Annotated in this window: 15 protein-coding genes; 9 read left to right on the top strand and 6 right to left on the bottom strand. The window is 34.0% G+C overall.

Annotated features, from left to right (window positions below; genetic code table 11):
* The first annotated feature begins 15 nt into the window (after positions 1 to 15).
* The 3 genes from ACQ5J2_RS00790 to ACQ5J2_RS00780 all read left to right on the top strand — a co-directional run bounded on the left by ACQ5J2_RS00790 (position 16) and on the right by ACQ5J2_RS00780 (position 3,696).
* On the top strand, positions 16 to 804 hold the full coding sequence (locus ACQ5J2_RS00790; protein ID WP_432671791.1) for an energy transducer TonB: 789 nt from the start codon (positions 16 to 18) through the stop codon (positions 802 to 804).
* Positions 805 to 1,042: 238 nt separating this feature from the next.
* Positions 1,043 to 1,978 carry a PstS family phosphate ABC transporter substrate-binding protein gene (locus ACQ5J2_RS00785; protein ID WP_432671790.1) on the top strand — a complete coding sequence of 312 codons (936 nt, stop codon included), beginning with the start codon at positions 1,043 to 1,045 and terminating at the stop codon, positions 1,976 to 1,978.
* 14 nt (positions 1,979 to 1,992) lie between these two features.
* Positions 1,993 to 3,696, top strand: a complete 1,704-nt coding sequence (locus ACQ5J2_RS00780) for a tetratricopeptide repeat protein (protein ID WP_432671789.1) — start codon at positions 1,993 to 1,995, stop codon at positions 3,694 to 3,696.
* Between the two features lie 300 nt (positions 3,697 to 3,996).
* On the opposite strand, the gene ACQ5J2_RS00775 is transcribed toward ACQ5J2_RS00780, so the two are convergent.
* Positions 3,997 to 5,367 (bottom strand): saccharopine dehydrogenase family protein, encoded by a 1,371-nt coding sequence (locus ACQ5J2_RS00775; protein ID WP_432671788.1) that lies wholly within the window; start codon positions 5,365 to 5,367, stop codon positions 3,997 to 3,999.
* A gap of 111 nt (positions 5,368 to 5,478) precedes the next feature.
* Here ACQ5J2_RS00775 and ACQ5J2_RS00770 point away from each other — a divergent pair, with 111 nt between their 5' ends.
* Positions 5,479 to 5,871 carry a DUF423 domain-containing protein gene (locus ACQ5J2_RS00770; protein ID WP_432671787.1) on the top strand — a complete coding sequence of 131 codons (393 nt, stop codon included), beginning with the start codon at positions 5,479 to 5,481 and terminating at the stop codon, positions 5,869 to 5,871.
* Between the two features lie 73 nt (positions 5,872 to 5,944).
* Positions 5,945 to 7,549 (top strand): phosphoenolpyruvate carboxykinase (ATP), encoded by a 1,605-nt coding sequence (gene pckA, locus ACQ5J2_RS00765; RefSeq protein WP_432671786.1) that lies wholly within the window; start codon positions 5,945 to 5,947, stop codon positions 7,547 to 7,549.
* A gap of 126 nt (positions 7,550 to 7,675) precedes the next feature.
* Here pckA and ACQ5J2_RS00760 read toward each other — a convergent pair whose 3' ends face one another.
* A complete protein-coding gene (locus ACQ5J2_RS00760) occupies positions 7,676 to 8,854 on the bottom strand; it encodes an acyl-CoA dehydrogenase family protein (RefSeq protein ID WP_432671785.1) in 1,179 nt (392 codons plus the stop codon).
* A 146-nt stretch (positions 8,855 to 9,000) separates the two neighbouring features.
* On the opposite strand from ACQ5J2_RS00760, the gene ACQ5J2_RS00755 reads away from it, so the two are divergent.
* A complete protein-coding gene (locus tag ACQ5J2_RS00755; protein WP_432671784.1) occupies positions 9,001 to 9,438 on the top strand; it encodes a hypothetical protein in 438 nt (145 codons plus the stop codon).
* Positions 9,439 to 9,501: 63 nt separating this feature from the next.
* On the opposite strand, the gene ACQ5J2_RS00750 is transcribed toward ACQ5J2_RS00755, so the two are convergent.
* Positions 9,502 to 10,209 carry a hypothetical protein gene (locus ACQ5J2_RS00750; protein ID WP_432671783.1) on the bottom strand — a complete coding sequence of 236 codons (708 nt, stop codon included), beginning with the start codon at positions 10,207 to 10,209 and terminating at the stop codon, positions 9,502 to 9,504.
* A 689-nt stretch (positions 10,210 to 10,898) separates the two neighbouring features.
* Here ACQ5J2_RS00750 and ACQ5J2_RS00745 point away from each other — a divergent pair.
* Positions 10,899 to 12,644 (top strand): hypothetical protein, encoded by a 1,746-nt coding sequence (locus ACQ5J2_RS00745; RefSeq protein ID WP_432671782.1) that lies wholly within the window; start codon positions 10,899 to 10,901, stop codon positions 12,642 to 12,644.
* Between the two features lie 11 nt (positions 12,645 to 12,655).
* Positions 12,656 to 12,946, top strand: a complete 291-nt coding sequence (locus ACQ5J2_RS00740) for a hypothetical protein (protein WP_432671781.1) — start codon at positions 12,656 to 12,658, stop codon at positions 12,944 to 12,946.
* 3 nt (positions 12,947 to 12,949) lie between these two features.
* Here the strand turns inward: ACQ5J2_RS00740 and ACQ5J2_RS00735 are convergent, their stop codons facing one another.
* The 3 genes from ACQ5J2_RS00735 to ACQ5J2_RS00725 are packed head-to-tail and all read right to left on the bottom strand — an operon-like array spanning position 12,950 to position 14,808.
* Positions 12,950 to 13,663, bottom strand: coding sequence for a tRNA1(Val) (adenine(37)-N6)-methyltransferase (locus ACQ5J2_RS00735; protein ID WP_432671780.1), 714 nt, complete (start codon positions 13,661 to 13,663; stop codon positions 12,950 to 12,952).
* Positions 13,664 to 13,716: 53 nt separating this feature from the next.
* Positions 13,717 to 14,241 (bottom strand): ribosome maturation factor RimM, encoded by a 525-nt coding sequence (gene rimM, locus ACQ5J2_RS00730; protein ID WP_432671779.1) that lies wholly within the window; start codon positions 14,239 to 14,241, stop codon positions 13,717 to 13,719.
* 15 nt (positions 14,242 to 14,256) lie between these two features.
* Positions 14,257 to 14,808 carry a 30S ribosomal protein S16 gene (locus tag ACQ5J2_RS00725; RefSeq protein ID WP_432671778.1) on the bottom strand — a complete coding sequence of 184 codons (552 nt, stop codon included), beginning with the start codon at positions 14,806 to 14,808 and terminating at the stop codon, positions 14,257 to 14,259.
* A 252-nt stretch (positions 14,809 to 15,060) separates the two neighbouring features.
* Between ACQ5J2_RS00725 and ACQ5J2_RS00720 the strand changes: the two genes are divergently transcribed.
* On the top strand, positions 15,061 to 15,585 hold the full coding sequence (locus tag ACQ5J2_RS00720; RefSeq protein ID WP_432671777.1) for a DUF6252 family protein: 525 nt from the start codon (positions 15,061 to 15,063) through the stop codon (positions 15,583 to 15,585).
* Positions 15,586 to 15,647 lie beyond the last annotated feature (62 nt).

Below are 15,647 nucleotides of genomic sequence, written 5' to 3'. Positions count from 1 at the left end.
TAAAAATAATATAGTATGAAACTAGATATATTCAAAGGAAAGTGGATTGATATGGTATTCGAAGGTCGTAACAAAGCTTACGGTGCCTACGTTTTACGTAAGGAAAATCCGAAAGTAACGTTAATAGCTTTATTAATTGGAAGTACTGTTTTTGCAGGTTTATTGGCCTTACCCATGTTAGATTGGAGTTCAGCTGAAGACTTAGTGGAAGAAAAAGTGGTTATGGTTGACATGGCAAATTTGCCACCTCCGGTGGAAGAAGTGAAGCCATTGATTCCGCCACCACCTCCACCCCCTCCTGCTCCAAAAATTGATGAGGTGAAGTTTGTGAAGCCAAAAGTTGTTGAGAAAGAGAAAGTAGTGGAAGAAATCAAAACTATTGAAGAACTGAAAGACAAAAATGTTGGTGCAAAAGATATTAAAGGTCGTGATGATGGAAAAATTGTCATTGATATGCCTTCGGGAGAAGGTGAAAAGGATGTCAAAATTGTAGAAGATAACACGGTGTACAATGCAGTTGAAGTGCGTCCTGATTTTCCAGGAGGTATCCAAAAATTTTACGATTTTGTTGGTAAAAATTACCGTGCTCCAGACGAAGATGTTAAAGGAAGAATTTTCGTGCAATTCGTTGTTGAAAAAGACGGAACGTTGACCGATATAAAAGTAATGCGCGACCTTGGTTATGGTACGGGTGCTGAAGCAATTCGTGTACTTAAAAAATCACCAAGATGGAAACCGGGTATTCAAAATGGTCGTCCAGTTCGTGTATTGTACTCATTACCAATTAGTATTGTTGGTGGATAAACAGTTAGATGATAAACAGTAACAATAGAAATAAAAGAGTTCAGAAATCGCCTAAAGTGCGATTTTTGCTCGTTTTAGGAATAGTCTTTTTTTTAATTTACTTTGTGTTGGGGGTAGTTGTAATTTTCTGGAAAGATTTCCCCATTCAAATGTCCACTACTTATAGAATTGCATTTGGTGTCTTGTTAATTGTATATGCATTCTTTCGATTCATCCGTTTAATCCAAAATAAAAAAGAATGAGAAAGCAATTTATTCCGACCTATCTAAAAGTAATTGCAATGATTATTGTGATAATTACTATTTTCTTAGCTTGTAAAGACAAAGTAGAAGGTCAAAATAAGAATACTATTTTAACAGGGGAAATGAACTTGTATGTAGATCAAACGGTTCAATCGCTAATTGAAGGGCAAGTGGAGGTTTTTGAAAATCAATATGATGCAAAAATTCAATTGACCGCCAAAACAGAATCTGAAATCGTCAATGATTTATTAAGTGGAAAAACCAATATGGCAGTTTTAACTAGAAGGTTGACCAAAGAAGAAGAAAATTATTTTGATAACAAAAAAATTATACCTCGGATTTCACATTTCGCTTCAGACGCTGTAGTTTTTATTCGTAATAAAAGCAACAATGATACATTAATAGATTTGGATGACGTGTATGATTTACTTCACGGAAAATCTAGCAATATAAATAGCTTGGTTTTCGAAAATCCTAATTCTAGTGTGGTAACGTATATGAACCGTTGGGCAAATGTGAAAGCGGGTCCAAAAGAAAGCCTGTATTCATTAAATTCGACTAAAGAAGTTTTGGAATTTGTTGCTAAAAATCCGAATGCCATCGGTGTAATTGGAATGGATGCCGTGGCAGAACCTTACCCAGAATGGCAATCTTTAGTAGAAAACGTAAATGTCTTGGCGGTTAAAAATGTTAAAAACGCTACTAACAATAAAAGTTATTACAAACCGTCTCAAGCCAATCTAGGAGCGGGTTTGTATCCTCTGAAAAGAAGTATATATGTGTTAAATTATCAAGGTTCTGCGGGTTTGGGTACGGGTTTTGCTTCCTTTGTAGTTGGTGACATCGGACAGCGAATTGTTTTGAAGTCAAATTTATTACCCATTACTATTCCACAACGAAATATCAATATTAGAAAAGAGATAAATAAATAATAAAAGAAAATACTATGAACAAATTAAAAATATTCAGCGTCGCGTTTTTAGCCCTTGGTGCCACATCTTTTGCCCAAGACTTAGAGCAAGCTCAAAAAGCTATTGACGCCGAAAAATATGAAAAAGCCAAAACTATTTTAAAGTCACTTACTACTTCTGATGCCGATCAAGGTAAAAATTTCTACATCTTAGGAAATTTATATCTTAAGCAAAAAGTAGAAGATTCTGCTAAATTTTATTTCCAAAAAGGTTTAGGAGCTAAGAAAAATGGTAATTTTAATTATATTGGTTTAGGACAAATTGCATTAGACAGTAAGGATGCAACTAAATCAAACGATTATTTTAACAAAGCTCAAGCCGATATGAGACGTAGAGATTTTGAAGAATTTTTATACATCGGTCGCTCATTTTTAAATGCTGAGTCGCCAAATTATAAATCTGCATTGCTTTTTCTGAATAAAGCAAAAGCAGTTCAATCGAACGATGCTCAAGTTTTATTATCATTGGGAGATGCCTACTATGGAGACGGTAATACCAATGAAGCTTATTCTGCTTATAGAAATGCTTACGACGCCGATAAATCCGTTTTAAGAGCAAAATTGCAATTAGGTTTTATTACTATTGGGTCAAAAGCTTTCCAAGAAGCGAAAACCTCATTTGAAAATATCCTTACATTGGATCCATCATATGGTCCTGCTTATAGAGGTTTGGCAGAAACTTATTATGTGTGGTCGCTGAATGATACAGAGAATTATGCGAGTAAGAATAAAAAAGCACTTGAATATTATGACAAATATTTGTCATTAACTGATTATTCATTAGATTCTAGAATGCGTCATGCAGATTTTTTAATTTTGAATAAAGATTATGCAGCTCTCGAAGTAGAGGCTAATGAAATGAAAAAGTTGAATAATGTAAATCCACGTATTCTGCGTTATCTAGGATATTCTGCCTATGAAAATGCAAATGATACAGAAGCAATCAAAGCTTTGAATGATTTCTTAGTAACTCCAAACGCAAAGGCAATTGGTAGAGATTATCTTTATTTAGGAATGGCTAAAACTAGAATGGCATTGACGACGACAAAAGCCGAAGACGGCTCTGACGTTAATAAAATTGATCAGACATTATTCGATTCAGGTGTAGCTGATTTGTTGAAAGGAGTTCAGATGGATCCAGCAATGGCAAATGAGTTGAACGATATTGGTAAGAAATTCTTTGACATCAAATTGTATAACGAAGCAGCTGCGATTTATGAAGTTGCTACATCTAATCCAAATTCGCGGAACTTCTTATACGATAATTTCTATTTAGGGTATGCGTTGTATTTTGGTAATGTAAATTTACCAGCTGGAGAGAAAATTAATCCAATAGTTGTTGAAAAAGCAAATAAAGCATTTGATAATGTAATAGCTGTTTCCCCTACAACACATGATGGTTACATTTATAAAGCGAGAATCAACAGTTTATTAGAAGAAAATGCTGAAGCTCAAGCTAAAATGGTTAAAAATTACGAAGAGTTCATTAAAGTTCTTACTGAAAAGGGCGAGGTTGAAGTTAGTAAACCAGCAAATAAGACGAAGTTTGTAGAAGCATACACAAATATGGGTACATATTATGTAAAGACAGATAAAGTCAAAGCGAAGGAGTTATTCCAAAAAGCTTTAGCAATTGATCCAACTAACGAAATTGCACTAGCTCGTCTAAAAGCTTTGTAATAGTAAGAACGCATTTTATAATTAATCTTTACTCAGATTTAGCTATTGCTATCCAAGTTAACAATTTGAACTTTTATAACATAGCCTTTAAAATTATACAAACAAAAAATCCGCTTTCGTAAGAGAGCGGATTTTTTTATGTTTCATTTGTAGCAAATCGCTTGGGGCTAAAATTGATTCATTTTCCCGCTATCCGTTGCAATCTCCCGAGAAAAGCGGGAGGATTTCCACTACTATCGGGGCTAAAACAAAATCTTTAGGCTTCTTTTTATCGTTTGCGAAAGGTGAGAAACCTCTGAATTACATCATCAAACTATCTGGATTATAGCCAAAATAAGGCATTTCTTTCTCATGAAAAACTACGCCAAATTCTTCTAATTCTTTCAAAATAGGAAGATAAACTTCCTTTCGAATTGGTAATTGTACTCCTGGAGTTTTGATATTTCCATTCAAAATTTGAAGTGTCGCCATTGCAACCGGCAGTCCAACAGTTTTTGCCATAGCGGTGTAGGTTTGGTCATCACCTAGACAAACCATTGTCGCGTCAATTTGCTTGTGTTCGCCATTAAGTTCGTAACCAAATTTATGATACATCACAATCATGTCTTTGTCTTCTGGGGCGAGTGTCCAGCTATCATTTAAGATGCGTTCTAAAATTTGAGCAGGCGTTCCATTTTTCAAACCCACAATCTTTGTCGAACTAAAAATGTCGAGTTCTAAAAGCTTATCCCATATAACATCATCTTGCTCAATACCCGTACTCATTCTGAACTTTGATTCTACAGAATCAGAAGGATGATAAGGCAAAAATAAATTGGTAAAATCACGGAAACTTATCGTTTCTGAATTGTCAATGACATAAGTGTCGTCAGTCATTCCTAGTTGCACAAAAACATTCCACGCTTTTGAAAACCCAACTCTTCGGATAGTTCCACGATATAAAGTCAACGCATCATCCAATCCGTAAACGCTTTTATATTTCAAAGAATCACGGTTAGCATATCCTTCAAACTTACCATAACCTTCTACATGAAAATATTCGGTTCTGCGAAATAATTTCTGATAAGGAATGTATTTGTATTTTCCCTCTTGAATAAACTTTGCGGTTCCGCCTTGTCCTGCCAAAACCACGTTTCTTGGAGCCCAAGTAAATTTGTAATTCCATAAGTTGTTGTCTGACTCGGGAGCGACTAGTCCTCCACAGAACGATTCAAATAAAATAATTTTCCCGCCTTGGTCTTTTATTTCATCAATCACTTTCATAGCACTCATGTGGTCAATTCCGGGGTCAAGACCTACTTCATTCATAAGAATAAGTCCTTTGGCAACTGCTTCAGCATTCAAAGCTTCCATTTCTGGGCTAATATAAGATGCTGTTACCATGCTTTTATCAAATTTCACACAATCCCTTGCAACTTCAATATGCAAATGAGCGGGTAACATTGAAATAACAATATCCGCTTGTTGAATTTCAATTTGTCTTTGATCTGCATTGAAAATGTCTAATGCTAAAGCACTTGCATTGGGATGATTTTGGGTTTTCTTTTGTGCTAATTCTAAAGATAAATCAGCAATTGTAATGTGTAATCGTTCTACTTCTGATTTGTTCAATAAGTAACGAATAAGCGATGATGCTGAACGTCCAGCACCAATAATAAGTATTTTTCTCATAGTTAAGTTGTGTCACACAAAGGTATTGAATTGTTATATTTTTAACCAACGAAAACGTTATAATCTTTCTTGCATCAAAAGATTGAGTATCTTTGTGCAAATTTTCAAATAATGAATAGAAAAATAATTTTGACGGCATTACTATTAGGAGTCATTTCAATCATTTTTGGAGCCTTTGGAGCACATGCTTTGAAGAAGTTAATTGACGAAAATGCTTTAGTAACTTTCGAAACAGGTGTTCGTTATCAAATGTTTCATGCATTATTTCTACTGTTTCTGGGGTCAAACACTATGATTCAAGAAAAAACCAAAAAAGCCGTACTTATTTTAGTCATCTTTGGCGTAATTTTGTTTTCAGGATCAATATATTTCTTAGCAACGAATGCAATAACCGCGTTTGATTTTAAAGTTATCGGATTCATCACACCCATTGGTGGATTATTATTAATACTTGCATGGACTATATTATTTGTTTCGATTTTTAGAAGCAAATCAAAATTTTAATATAAAGTTCAACTATCTAAAATATAATTTTTACTTTTACACTCTGTTATAAACACACACAACATTCAAATTTATGGATAATAACGCTTTAATTACGAAATCGATTTCGTTAGACGAATTAGGAATTAAAAATTCAAATGTTCATTACCAATTAACGCCGGATCAACTACATGATATCACTATCAAGTCTGGCCAAGGAGTTGAAAATTCAACTGGAGCTCTCGCCATTAACACAGGAGAATTTACAGGAAGGTCGCCACAAGACCGTTTTATTGTTCAGGACGCCATTACAGAAGACAAAGTGTGGTGGGGAAAAGTGAACATACCCTTTTCATCAGAAAATTTTGACAAACTTTATACTAAAGTAGCCAACTATCTTTCCGAGCAAAAAGAAGTTTTTGTACGAGATAGTTACGTTTGTGCAGATGCAAATTACCGTTTAAACGTTCGCGTTGTAACTGAATTGGCTTCTTCAAACCTGTTTTGCTACAATATGTTTCTTCGTCCAGAAGAATCAGAATTGGCAAACTTTGCACCAGATTGGAAATTAGTTTGTGCACCAGGTTTCATGGCTGACCCAGCTGTAGATGGAACACGTCAACATAATTTTGCTATTTTAAATTTCAAACGGAAAATTGTTTTAATTGGTGGGACAGGTTATACGGGTGAAATGAAGAAAGGAATATTTTCTGCATTGAACTTTATTTTACCAGTAGATAAAAATGCATTGCCAATGCATTGTAGTGCTAACGTTGGTGATGATGGTGATACTGCTATTTTCTTCGGACTATCAGGAACAGGAAAAACAACATTATCAGCAGATCCAAAACGTAAATTAATCGGCGACGATGAACACGGTTGGACAAGTGAAAATACGGTTTTCAACTTTGAAGGAGGTTGCTATGCTAAAGTGGTTAATTTGACAGAAGAGCAAGAGCCCGATATTTTCAGAGCTATCAAAAAAGGAGCTATTTTGGAAAATGTAGTTTTCAAAGAAGGAACTAACATTGTAGATTTTGAAGATGTGTCAATCACTCCAAATACACGTGTAAGTTACCCAATTTACCATATTGATAATATTCAACCAGGTTCTATCGGGAAAAATCCAAAGAATATTTTCTTCTTAACAGCAGATTCTTTTGGAATTTTGCCTCCAATATCAAAATTGACTCCAGGTCAAGCGGCTTACCACTTTATTTCTGGATATACAGCGAAAGTTGCCGGAACTGAAGCAGGAGTCACAGAGCCACAGCCTAATTTTTCTGCTTGTTTTGGTGGACCATTTATGCCATTGCATCCCACAAAGTATGCTGAAATGTTAAGCCAGAAATTGAAAGATACCGGTGTACAGGTTTGGTTGATTAACACAGGTTGGACTGGTGGCCCTTATGGAACAGGAAGCCGAATGAAATTGAAATATACACGTGAAATGATTACCGCTGCATTAAATGGGGATTTAGATAATGTAACATTTGAGAAACATGAGGTTTTTGGTATTGAAAAACCACAGACTTGTCCAAATGTTCCTTCTGAAATTTTAAACCCTAGAAATACTTGGGCAGACAAAGATTTATATGATAAAAAAGCAATAGAGTTAGGGAAGAAATTCAAAGATAACTTTGCTAAATTTGAGGAGTTTGCCAACGAAGAAATTTTAGCAGGTGGACCATTAGTTTAACAGACTACACAAGTTACAAGTCCAAAAATGAAACCCGATTATGTAAATAATCGGGTTTTTTTGTGCTAAAAAAATCCTGAAAACTTGTGAAGTAATCAGGATTTATGTTCTATAAAATCGGTTGTATTATTTGAAAGCGGCGATTCCTGTGATGTCCATTCCTGTAATTAACAAGTGAATGTCATGGGTTCCTTCATAAGTAATCACAGATTCTAAATTCATCATGTGTCGCATGATTGAATATTCACCAGTGATTCCCATTCCTCCAAGAATTTGACGTGCTTCTCTTGCGATATGAATTGCCATATCCACATTGTTTCTCTTTGCCATCGAAATTTGAGCAGACGTTGCTTTTCCTTCGTTTCTCAAAACACCTAAACGCCAAGTTAATAATTGTGCTTTTGTGATTTCAGTAATCATTTCGGCTAACTTCTTTTGTTGCAACTGTGTTCCGGCGATTGGTTTATCAAATTGAATTCTTTCCTTTGCGTAACGCAAAGCTGTATCGTAACAATCCATTGCAGCACCAATAGCACCCCAAGCAATTCCGTATCTTGCTGAATCTAAGCAACCAAGTGGTGCGCCTAAACCCGATTTATTTGGTAATAAATTTTCTTTAGGCACTTTTACGTTATCAAAAATCAATTCGCCTGTGGCAGATGCACGAAGAGACCATTTGTTATGTGTTTCTGGAGTAGTGAAACCTTCCATTCCTCTTTCAACAACTAATCCGTGGATTCTTCCTGACTCGTCTTTTGCCCAAACAACAGCGATATCTGCAAATGGAGCGTTTGAGATCCACATTTTTGCACCATTCAATAAATAATGGTCGCCCATATCTTTGAAGTTGGTAATCATACTTCCAGGATCTGAACCGTAATCAGGTTCCGTAAGTCCAAAACATCCGATGAATTCACCTGATGCTAACTTTGGTAACCATTTCATTCTTTGTTCTTCGTTACCGTATTTCCAAATTGGATACATCACTAAGGAAGATTGAACAGAAGCTGTGGAACGAACGCCCGAATCTCCTCTTTCAATTTCTTGCATGATTAAACCGTAGGAAATTTGGTCTAATCCAGCACCACCGTATTCTTCTGGAATATAAGGACCAAAAGCACCAATATCTGCTAAACCTTTGATGATTTGTTTTGGAAATTCTGCTTTTTGGGCATAGTCTTCGATAATTGGTGATACTTCGCGTTTTACCCATTCACGGGCTGCATCGCGAACCATTTTATGTTCGTCTGACAATAAATCGTCTACTAAGTAGTAATCTGGAGCTTGAAAAAGATCTGGTTTCATTGTTGTGAAATTTTAAGTCTTCGCAAAAATAATGAAAGATACTTAACAAATCAACAAACAGAAGTTATAATTTATGAATCTTCCCCCAACCCCTCCAAAGGAGGTGAGTTAGAAGTGAGGATTAAGGATTTTTGAATTAGGATTTAATGCAGGAAGTGAATGTTAATAACTTATTAGTGGGCTTAAATGAATTTATTAAAGCTTTACACTTTTGGCGAAAGCCTAAAAATGAGTGGCTAAAGGGACGAAACTTTTGGCTAAAGGCACTAAATGAGTGGCTAAAGGCCGGATGTGATTTCCTAAAGGGCATAAAGCTTTGGCTAAAGGCAGAAAATGAGTGGCTAAAAGGCAGAAATGATTTGCTAAAGCACATAAACCTTTGGCTAAAGGTATTAAATGAGTGGCTAAAGGCCGGATGTGATTTCCTAAAGGGCATAAAGCTTTGGCTAAAGGCAGAAAATGAGTGGCTAAAAGACATAAATGATTTGCTAAAGGGCAGAAATCTTTGGCTAAAGGCATTAAATGAGTGGATAAAAGAGAGAAATGAATTTCTAAAGACCGTTTATCTTTGGATAAACCCATAAAAAAAACTTATTGAGTGAAGTTTTTTTTATGGGTTTATGGTGTTAAGTGATAAGGCTGAAGGTTTAGGGCTTTGGTTTGGTGTTGTTTAGGTTGTTTTTTACTTTATTGAAGCTGAATAATTCTTTTATTGTTGGGCGGTCTTTGAAGAAGGTGGCTGAAATTTTGGCTACGGCAATTACCTTGTCGTAGATGGTGTTGAGGGCAATTATTGCTTCTTCGGTGGTTTCTTTTTTAGTGCCTTTTTTGCCTTCTTGTAGAACGTTTTTGTTTTTTAGTTCGTCGGCATAGGAGGTGATTTTGTCGAGCTGTTCTTCGGCAGTTCCTTTGGTGACGATTTCTGTTTTTAGTTCGGGAGTTAAGTTGGTTTTATATTGGTAGAGCAGGCTTATTAGTGCTTCTTGGTCTTTGTTTTTTGTTTTTGCGTAAAAAGGAGTGAAGCCTAGGGTGTTGAGGATTTCTTTTCTTTGGGTTGGGTTGTCGTTGAAATCGGTATCGATTTGAACTTTTAGTTCTGCGAGGTCTTTAAGGGCCGGGATTTGTATGGCGCGTACTTGTAGGGTTGCTGTTCTTAATTCTTTTGCGTTGTCTAGACCTAGATAATTTTGCACTATATTATCGGTTTCTGCTTTAAGATCTTGAAAAAAGGGGTCTTTCCAAGTATTACGTTTGGATTGTAGGAAATCTTTATTGGCGATGGCTGCGTCTAGAATGGTGTCGATTGTGATTAGCATTTCGACGTCTTTGCAGTTGTAATGTCTTTCAGTTTTCATGGTTTAAGATATTGGTTGTTAGGTGTTACGAAGTAATGGAATAAATTGATATGTTGTATATGGGGGGTGAATTAAAGTTTTGTTAAAGTTTTAGGTTAGTTGATTCATGGGTTTTTTTTGAAATGTGAATAGGAAAATAAAATTTATTTAAGTTATTTTGAAATAAGAAAACAGTTGACTGTCAGGCATCAAGAAATTTAGTACACAAATAAGTAAGGGTGTAGATTGTTGATTTGTTTTAAAAATTAATATTTAATTATTAAATTTAAAAATTATGAATTAAGAAAGCTTAAAAGAGAATAAGTTTTAAGATGCTGTTCTGAAAAAAGAGCAAATGTTTAAATTGAACGGAGGAGGAACTAAAACTCCTGCAGGACATGGGTGGTACAGGAACTTCAGCATCTAACCCCAATGTGAATTTGGAATATGATTTTGGATACGATGTAGACCGTGGAGGCGGATATATTACTTATCATGAATGATTAAATGTTAAAATAATTGCTACTTGCCCATGATAGTTTTTATCGGCTAATTTTGAACAATGTGAGATTTATGCTATACAATTAAAAGAAGATCTTGTTAAAAATGTAAGACTGAGTTAGCTTAAATTTAATTTAGGCTTATTTTTGTTGTTTTAATAGATGAAGTCAACAACGTTTACAATCAAATACCACATATCATTACAAAATATGGAAAAAACAATTCTTCACTTATTAATTTTCATTTTAAATATTTTTTTAACTTTTTCCGTCTTTGGACAAAGCATCCGACATAAAAATAGCTACCATCAAAAAAATTTTGAAAGAAACAAAATTTATGATCAAACTTATGCTTTATGGAAATATAATAACAAATGGGTTCTCAGAAAAAACGATACGCTTTCATTTCCCTATTTCGTAGACGATAGGAATTACCAAGGTTTAATCAATTACGGGGTAAGTTTTAGGAGTAAGGATTATAGAACTTTTACTTATTTAGAAGGGCATCATATGCATTTTTTGAAAGTTGATTTTGAAAAAGCTATTTTCAGCCCTAAAGATAGCATTATAGAAATTGAAGGATATGTATCTGGCGGTTGGGGAGATTTAGTCAAGAAAGAACTTATAGAAAAAGGTATTGAAAATAGAATAGATGTTTTTCTCGGAGAAAAAACAGATACTATTAAAAACTTATTTTACAGAAAAGTTGTCAATGATGAACTAATTGAAGTAAAATTAAAGGGAGTGGAGGTTAATGAAAATACAATTTTAGATACATTTCCTGCTTTTTATTTTAAAAATTATTCTCATTATAGAACTTTAACTAAAGGTAAACGTTATTTTAAAATTAAAGGTAAGGTTGCAAACAACACTTTGCTGGCTTTCGGAGGACATAATTGTTATTCAGAAGTTTTTGATTTGGGAGCGATGGTTTATTATCCAGAAAAAAATAAAAATAATAAAATAAAACGTCGAGAGGAATTATCGTATAATACACTTATACAGAATAATGAGTTATTGTCAGAAATTGGAAAAGAAAAAACGAAAGAAGTAAGGTACTACACTTATACTGAAAAGGCCGAAGACCATATTTTAAAAAGGCAGTATGGTTTTGGCAAAGAAAGCTATCTGCTTTTAGATAAAGAATATAAAACAATTTTTGCTAGGGATATTCACAATGCTATTCGATGTGCCGTTTTATCCAGAGATTATAAAAACGCATTTTATTTTGGAAAAAAATTAGCTCAAAAAGGAATTGAAAAAAAATATTTTAATGCGAAAATATTTAATGCCTTAAAGAAAAATAGCGAATGGCCTCAATTTATATCCGATTATGATTCCATTTATAAAGACAATCAGACCAAGAGAAATATTTCTCTAAAACAACAAATGGAAAACTTGGTTGACGAAGACCAGGCTGATTATGGGTTAAAAAGCCGGAAAGAACCTAAACTATTATATGAAACTACGGAAAGGGTTACCGATAAATTGATTGATTTGTTAAAAACAGAAGGCTTTCCATCCGAAGAAAAGATAGGTGTTTATACAAAAAATGACACTATTTTAATCTCTTTTCCAGAATATAATGTTTTAATTAGACATGCGGTTCAACAAAGCCCAAAAAATCTAGCAATTCTTAATGAAATTCTGGATAAGAGTAATGATGCTCTTGAGTATGACAAAAAGAGAAGCCCAAACCATCGGGGATTTATCAATTCTTGTTTTCAAGTTTATAAAGGCAATCTATACAATAATAAATCATGTGGTACTAATGATTTAATGGTGAGGAAAATGAAGTTTATGTTTAGCAATTCAAACAATTTTATTGTTGATCAAGGGGATTATATAATTACTGAGTATAACAAAGAGAATCCCGAAGAATATGATAACTATTATAAAAAAAACTTCAATTTGATAATGAAACTAACAGATGATTGGGAATTTTATGAAGACTAATTGTAAAAAAAATGATTTTAATTTACAGTAAAGATGTTGATGATTTTGTAAATCAAGTTATCGATTGTTTAGATGAAGATTTTATTAGATTTAGTGAGTCCGATAAAATAAAGATTGGTGAAATGAATTTCAGCAATTTAAATAGTTCTTACATTTTTAAAAATGATTATTTTGATTGTATAAATCTTGAATGTGTCAAAAGCATTTGGTTCAATGGTGGAGGAACAGCCGATATAGTAACCGAAGATTTACGTTTAATTGAACGTTTGTTGTATCAGTTTCGGGATGTTTTTAGGAGATAAAAGCTACATTTTCAAATAAAATTCCTTCGTCAATGCAATATATTCCGCAGTATAAACATGTCTTTCGGTTTCAATAATCAACTCGTCAATTTCGATTTCATTACTTTCGATTCGCTGAAAAGCCAATAAGCTTCTTTTTATTTCAGAAGTTGGAGTTCCTTTTACACGAGTTATTTTTATTGGAAATAGTTCATATTCTTTTGCTAAAGTTAGAAAATGCTCTTCTTCTTTAAAAGGAATTATTGCAGAAAAAATACCATTTTCTGAAAGTAACAAATCTGCAGCTTCAATTAGTATTTCAAAAGGCATTGCATCTTCGAAACGAGCTAAATCCCTTTGTTCGTCTTCTGTTTTGTAATTTTCGGTATAAAAAGGGGGATTGGAAATAATTAAGTCATATTCATCTTCGGGTTCATCGATTAACTCATCTAAACCTGCATGGAAACAGAACAAGCGATCATCCCAAGGGGAATTTTCAAAATTTTTGGTGGCTTGTTCGTAAGCGTTTTCGTCAATTTCTAAAGCGTCAATTTGTTCGGCAGTGCTTCGTTGAGCAATCATCAAGGCGATAATTCCAGTTCCAGTTCCAATATCTAAAACGCTATAGCAGTTTTTAGGAATAGGTGACCAAGCACCAAGTAAAACGCCGTCGGTTCCAATTTTCATTGCCGTGCGATCTTGTTCTACTGAAAATTGCTTGAAATTAAATGTTGCCATTTTTTAAAATATAGCTAATGAAGGAAATAAGAAAACCGTGTAATATGAAAATGTTATAAATACATTTCAATTAATCCTTCTGGTAAATCCATAATAACTTTTTTATTCTCTCGGTCAATTTTTACAAGAAAATGATCAATCATGGGAATGAGAATTTTAACATCGCCATTCAAAACTTCAAAGAGTGGCTGAGCCGAACTGTCGTTAATTGATTGTATTTCGCCAACAAAACCTAAGCGTTTGTCTTCAACTTCAAAACCAATAACTTCATGAAAGTAAAATTTGTTACCCGTAAGTTTTGGCAACATTTTTAAAGGAAGATAAACGTGATTGCCTAATAATGCATCTGCTTCTTCTTCATCTTTTACGTCTTCAAAGCGAACACGTAGAAAGTCATTTTTGTGTAACGAACTATTTTCAATAAAAAAAGGAACCAAATGTTTGCCGCATTCGACAAACATTGATTCCAAGTTTTCGTATAACTCAGGTTCGTCTGTATCTAAATAGATTAGGACTTCCCCTTTAAAGCTGAATTTTTTCGCGATTTTACCTAAATAGAAACAATCTTCTTTACGCATTCCCGCTACTTAAAATTATGCTTGAGTTTCTTCGTTGTTTTCTTCTGTTGCTGCTTCTTCATTAGCAACTTCTGCTTCAGCGTTTTCAGCCTCAGATGCAGCAATTGCATCAGCGTCTGCTTTTTTAGCAGCAGCTACACGATTTTCATTTACTTTTTTCTCAGCTGCAAGTGCTTTCGTTCTTGCATCCGCTTTAGAAGTAGATAAACCATCTTTTTTAGCATCAACTTTACTGTCTTTTGCTTCTAACCAAGTAGCTAATTTTGCATCAGCTTGTTCTTGAGTCAAAGCTCCTTTACGAATACCTCCATCAAGGTGGTGTTTCAATAAAGCACCTTTGTAAGAAAGAATTGCTTTTGCAGTATCAGTTGGTTGAGCACCATTGTGCAACCATCTAACAGCGCTATCTACATCTAATTCAATAGTTGCAGGGTTAGTGTTTGGATTGTAAGTACCAATTTTTTCTAGGTATTTACCATCTCTTTTTGAACGAGCATCAGCCGCTACAACCCAGTAAAAAGGTTTTCCTTTTTTACCGTGTCTTTGTAATCTAATTTTTACAGACATAATCTAAGATTAAATTTTGAGGTACACGACCTCGATTAATTAAGGGTGCAAATATACATATTTTTTTAAAAGCACAGAACTTTCTAGTTCATTTTTAATTTTAAACTTTGAAAATCGGTAACTTAACGATTGAATTTTGTTAATAATACAACGTCCACATTATTTTATAAAAAATAATTTAGCATATTTGGTTTTAAAAACTATTTTTGTAATCTATAATATAAATTCCCAATCTGTAAATTAAACACATAAATGAAAAAAATTGTCGCATTATTAATGATTATAACCGTTTTGTCTTCATGTGAAGAAGATGTTAGTTTTAATACTCCTGCTTTTCAGGCTAGAAAAGATAATTTTTCGTGGAGAGCTCAGGATTATTCAGCGGTATATACTGCTTCAGATAGTACTTTAGTTTTAACAGCGTTTAAGGGTTTTGAGAAAGTGACGATGACAGCTTACCCTGTATTAATTACAGGAGAAGGAACTTCTTCCTTTTTTCAAGACAACATTTTTGACCTTGCAAATAACCCAAATGCAATTGCCACTTATTCTAATGTTAATAATGGTCAAACGTATTTGTATTCAACCGATGTTGAAGATCAAGCAAATGGTGAGCTAGTTTTGGAAAACGGAGCTATTCAAAAACCAGGGACTATTTCAGGTAAATTTAGATTCGACGCTCCATATATAGGAGAAATTCAGAACGCTCCAGAACGGATTAATTTTCAAGAAGGTGTTTTTTACGAAATCCCAATAACATTTGGGCCAGCATTATAAAAATAAAGTACATCAAAGCCATTCAATAACAGAGTGGCTTTTTTTATACTTAAATGATAGAT

Source organism: Flavobacterium sp. SM2513 (assembly GCF_050908145.1).
Classification (GTDB): domain Bacteria; phylum Bacteroidota; class Bacteroidia; order Flavobacteriales; family Flavobacteriaceae; genus Flavobacterium.
This window is presented reverse-complemented; position numbering and strand designations above follow the sequence as displayed.

What these genes read in the sequence shown, in the direction of transcription:
- pckA (WP_432671786.1), top strand. Translation starts at nt 5,945, where the DNA reads ATGGATAATAACGCTTTAATTACGAAATCGATTTCGTTAGACGAATTA.
- ACQ5J2_RS00745 (WP_432671782.1), top strand. Translation starts at nt 10,899, where the DNA reads ATGGAAAAAACAATTCTTCACTTATTAATTTTCATTTTAAATATTTTT.
- ACQ5J2_RS00790 (WP_432671791.1), top strand. Translation starts at nt 16, where the DNA reads ATGAAACTAGATATATTCAAAGGAAAGTGGATTGATATGGTATTCGAA.
- ACQ5J2_RS00760 (WP_432671785.1), bottom strand. Translation starts at nt 8,854, where the DNA reads ATGAAACCAGATCTTTTTCAAGCTCCAGATTACTACTTAGTAGACGAT.
- ACQ5J2_RS00740 (WP_432671781.1), top strand. Translation starts at nt 12,656, where the DNA reads ATGATTTTAATTTACAGTAAAGATGTTGATGATTTTGTAAATCAAGTT.
- ACQ5J2_RS00775 (WP_432671788.1), bottom strand. Translation starts at nt 5,367, where the DNA reads ATGAGAAAAATACTTATTATTGGTGCTGGACGTTCAGCATCATCGCTT.
- rimM (WP_432671779.1), bottom strand. Translation starts at nt 14,241, where the DNA reads ATGCGTAAAGAAGATTGTTTCTATTTAGGTAAAATCGCGAAAAAATTC.
- ACQ5J2_RS00780 (WP_432671789.1), top strand. Translation starts at nt 1,993, where the DNA reads ATGAACAAATTAAAAATATTCAGCGTCGCGTTTTTAGCCCTTGGTGCC.
- ACQ5J2_RS00755 (WP_432671784.1), top strand. Translation starts at nt 9,001, where the DNA reads ATGCAGGAAGTGAATGTTAATAACTTATTAGTGGGCTTAAATGAATTT.
- ACQ5J2_RS00750 (WP_432671783.1), bottom strand. Translation starts at nt 10,209, where the DNA reads ATGAAAACTGAAAGACATTACAACTGCAAAGACGTCGAAATGCTAATC.
- ACQ5J2_RS00720 (WP_432671777.1), top strand. Translation starts at nt 15,061, where the DNA reads ATGAAAAAAATTGTCGCATTATTAATGATTATAACCGTTTTGTCTTCA.
- ACQ5J2_RS00785 (WP_432671790.1), top strand. Translation starts at nt 1,043, where the DNA reads ATGAGAAAGCAATTTATTCCGACCTATCTAAAAGTAATTGCAATGATT.
- ACQ5J2_RS00735 (WP_432671780.1), bottom strand. Translation starts at nt 13,663, where the DNA reads ATGGCAACATTTAATTTCAAGCAATTTTCAGTAGAACAAGATCGCACG.
- ACQ5J2_RS00725 (WP_432671778.1), bottom strand. Translation starts at nt 14,808, where the DNA reads ATGTCTGTAAAAATTAGATTACAAAGACACGGTAAAAAAGGAAAACCT.
- ACQ5J2_RS00770 (WP_432671787.1), top strand. Translation starts at nt 5,479, where the DNA reads ATGAATAGAAAAATAATTTTGACGGCATTACTATTAGGAGTCATTTCA.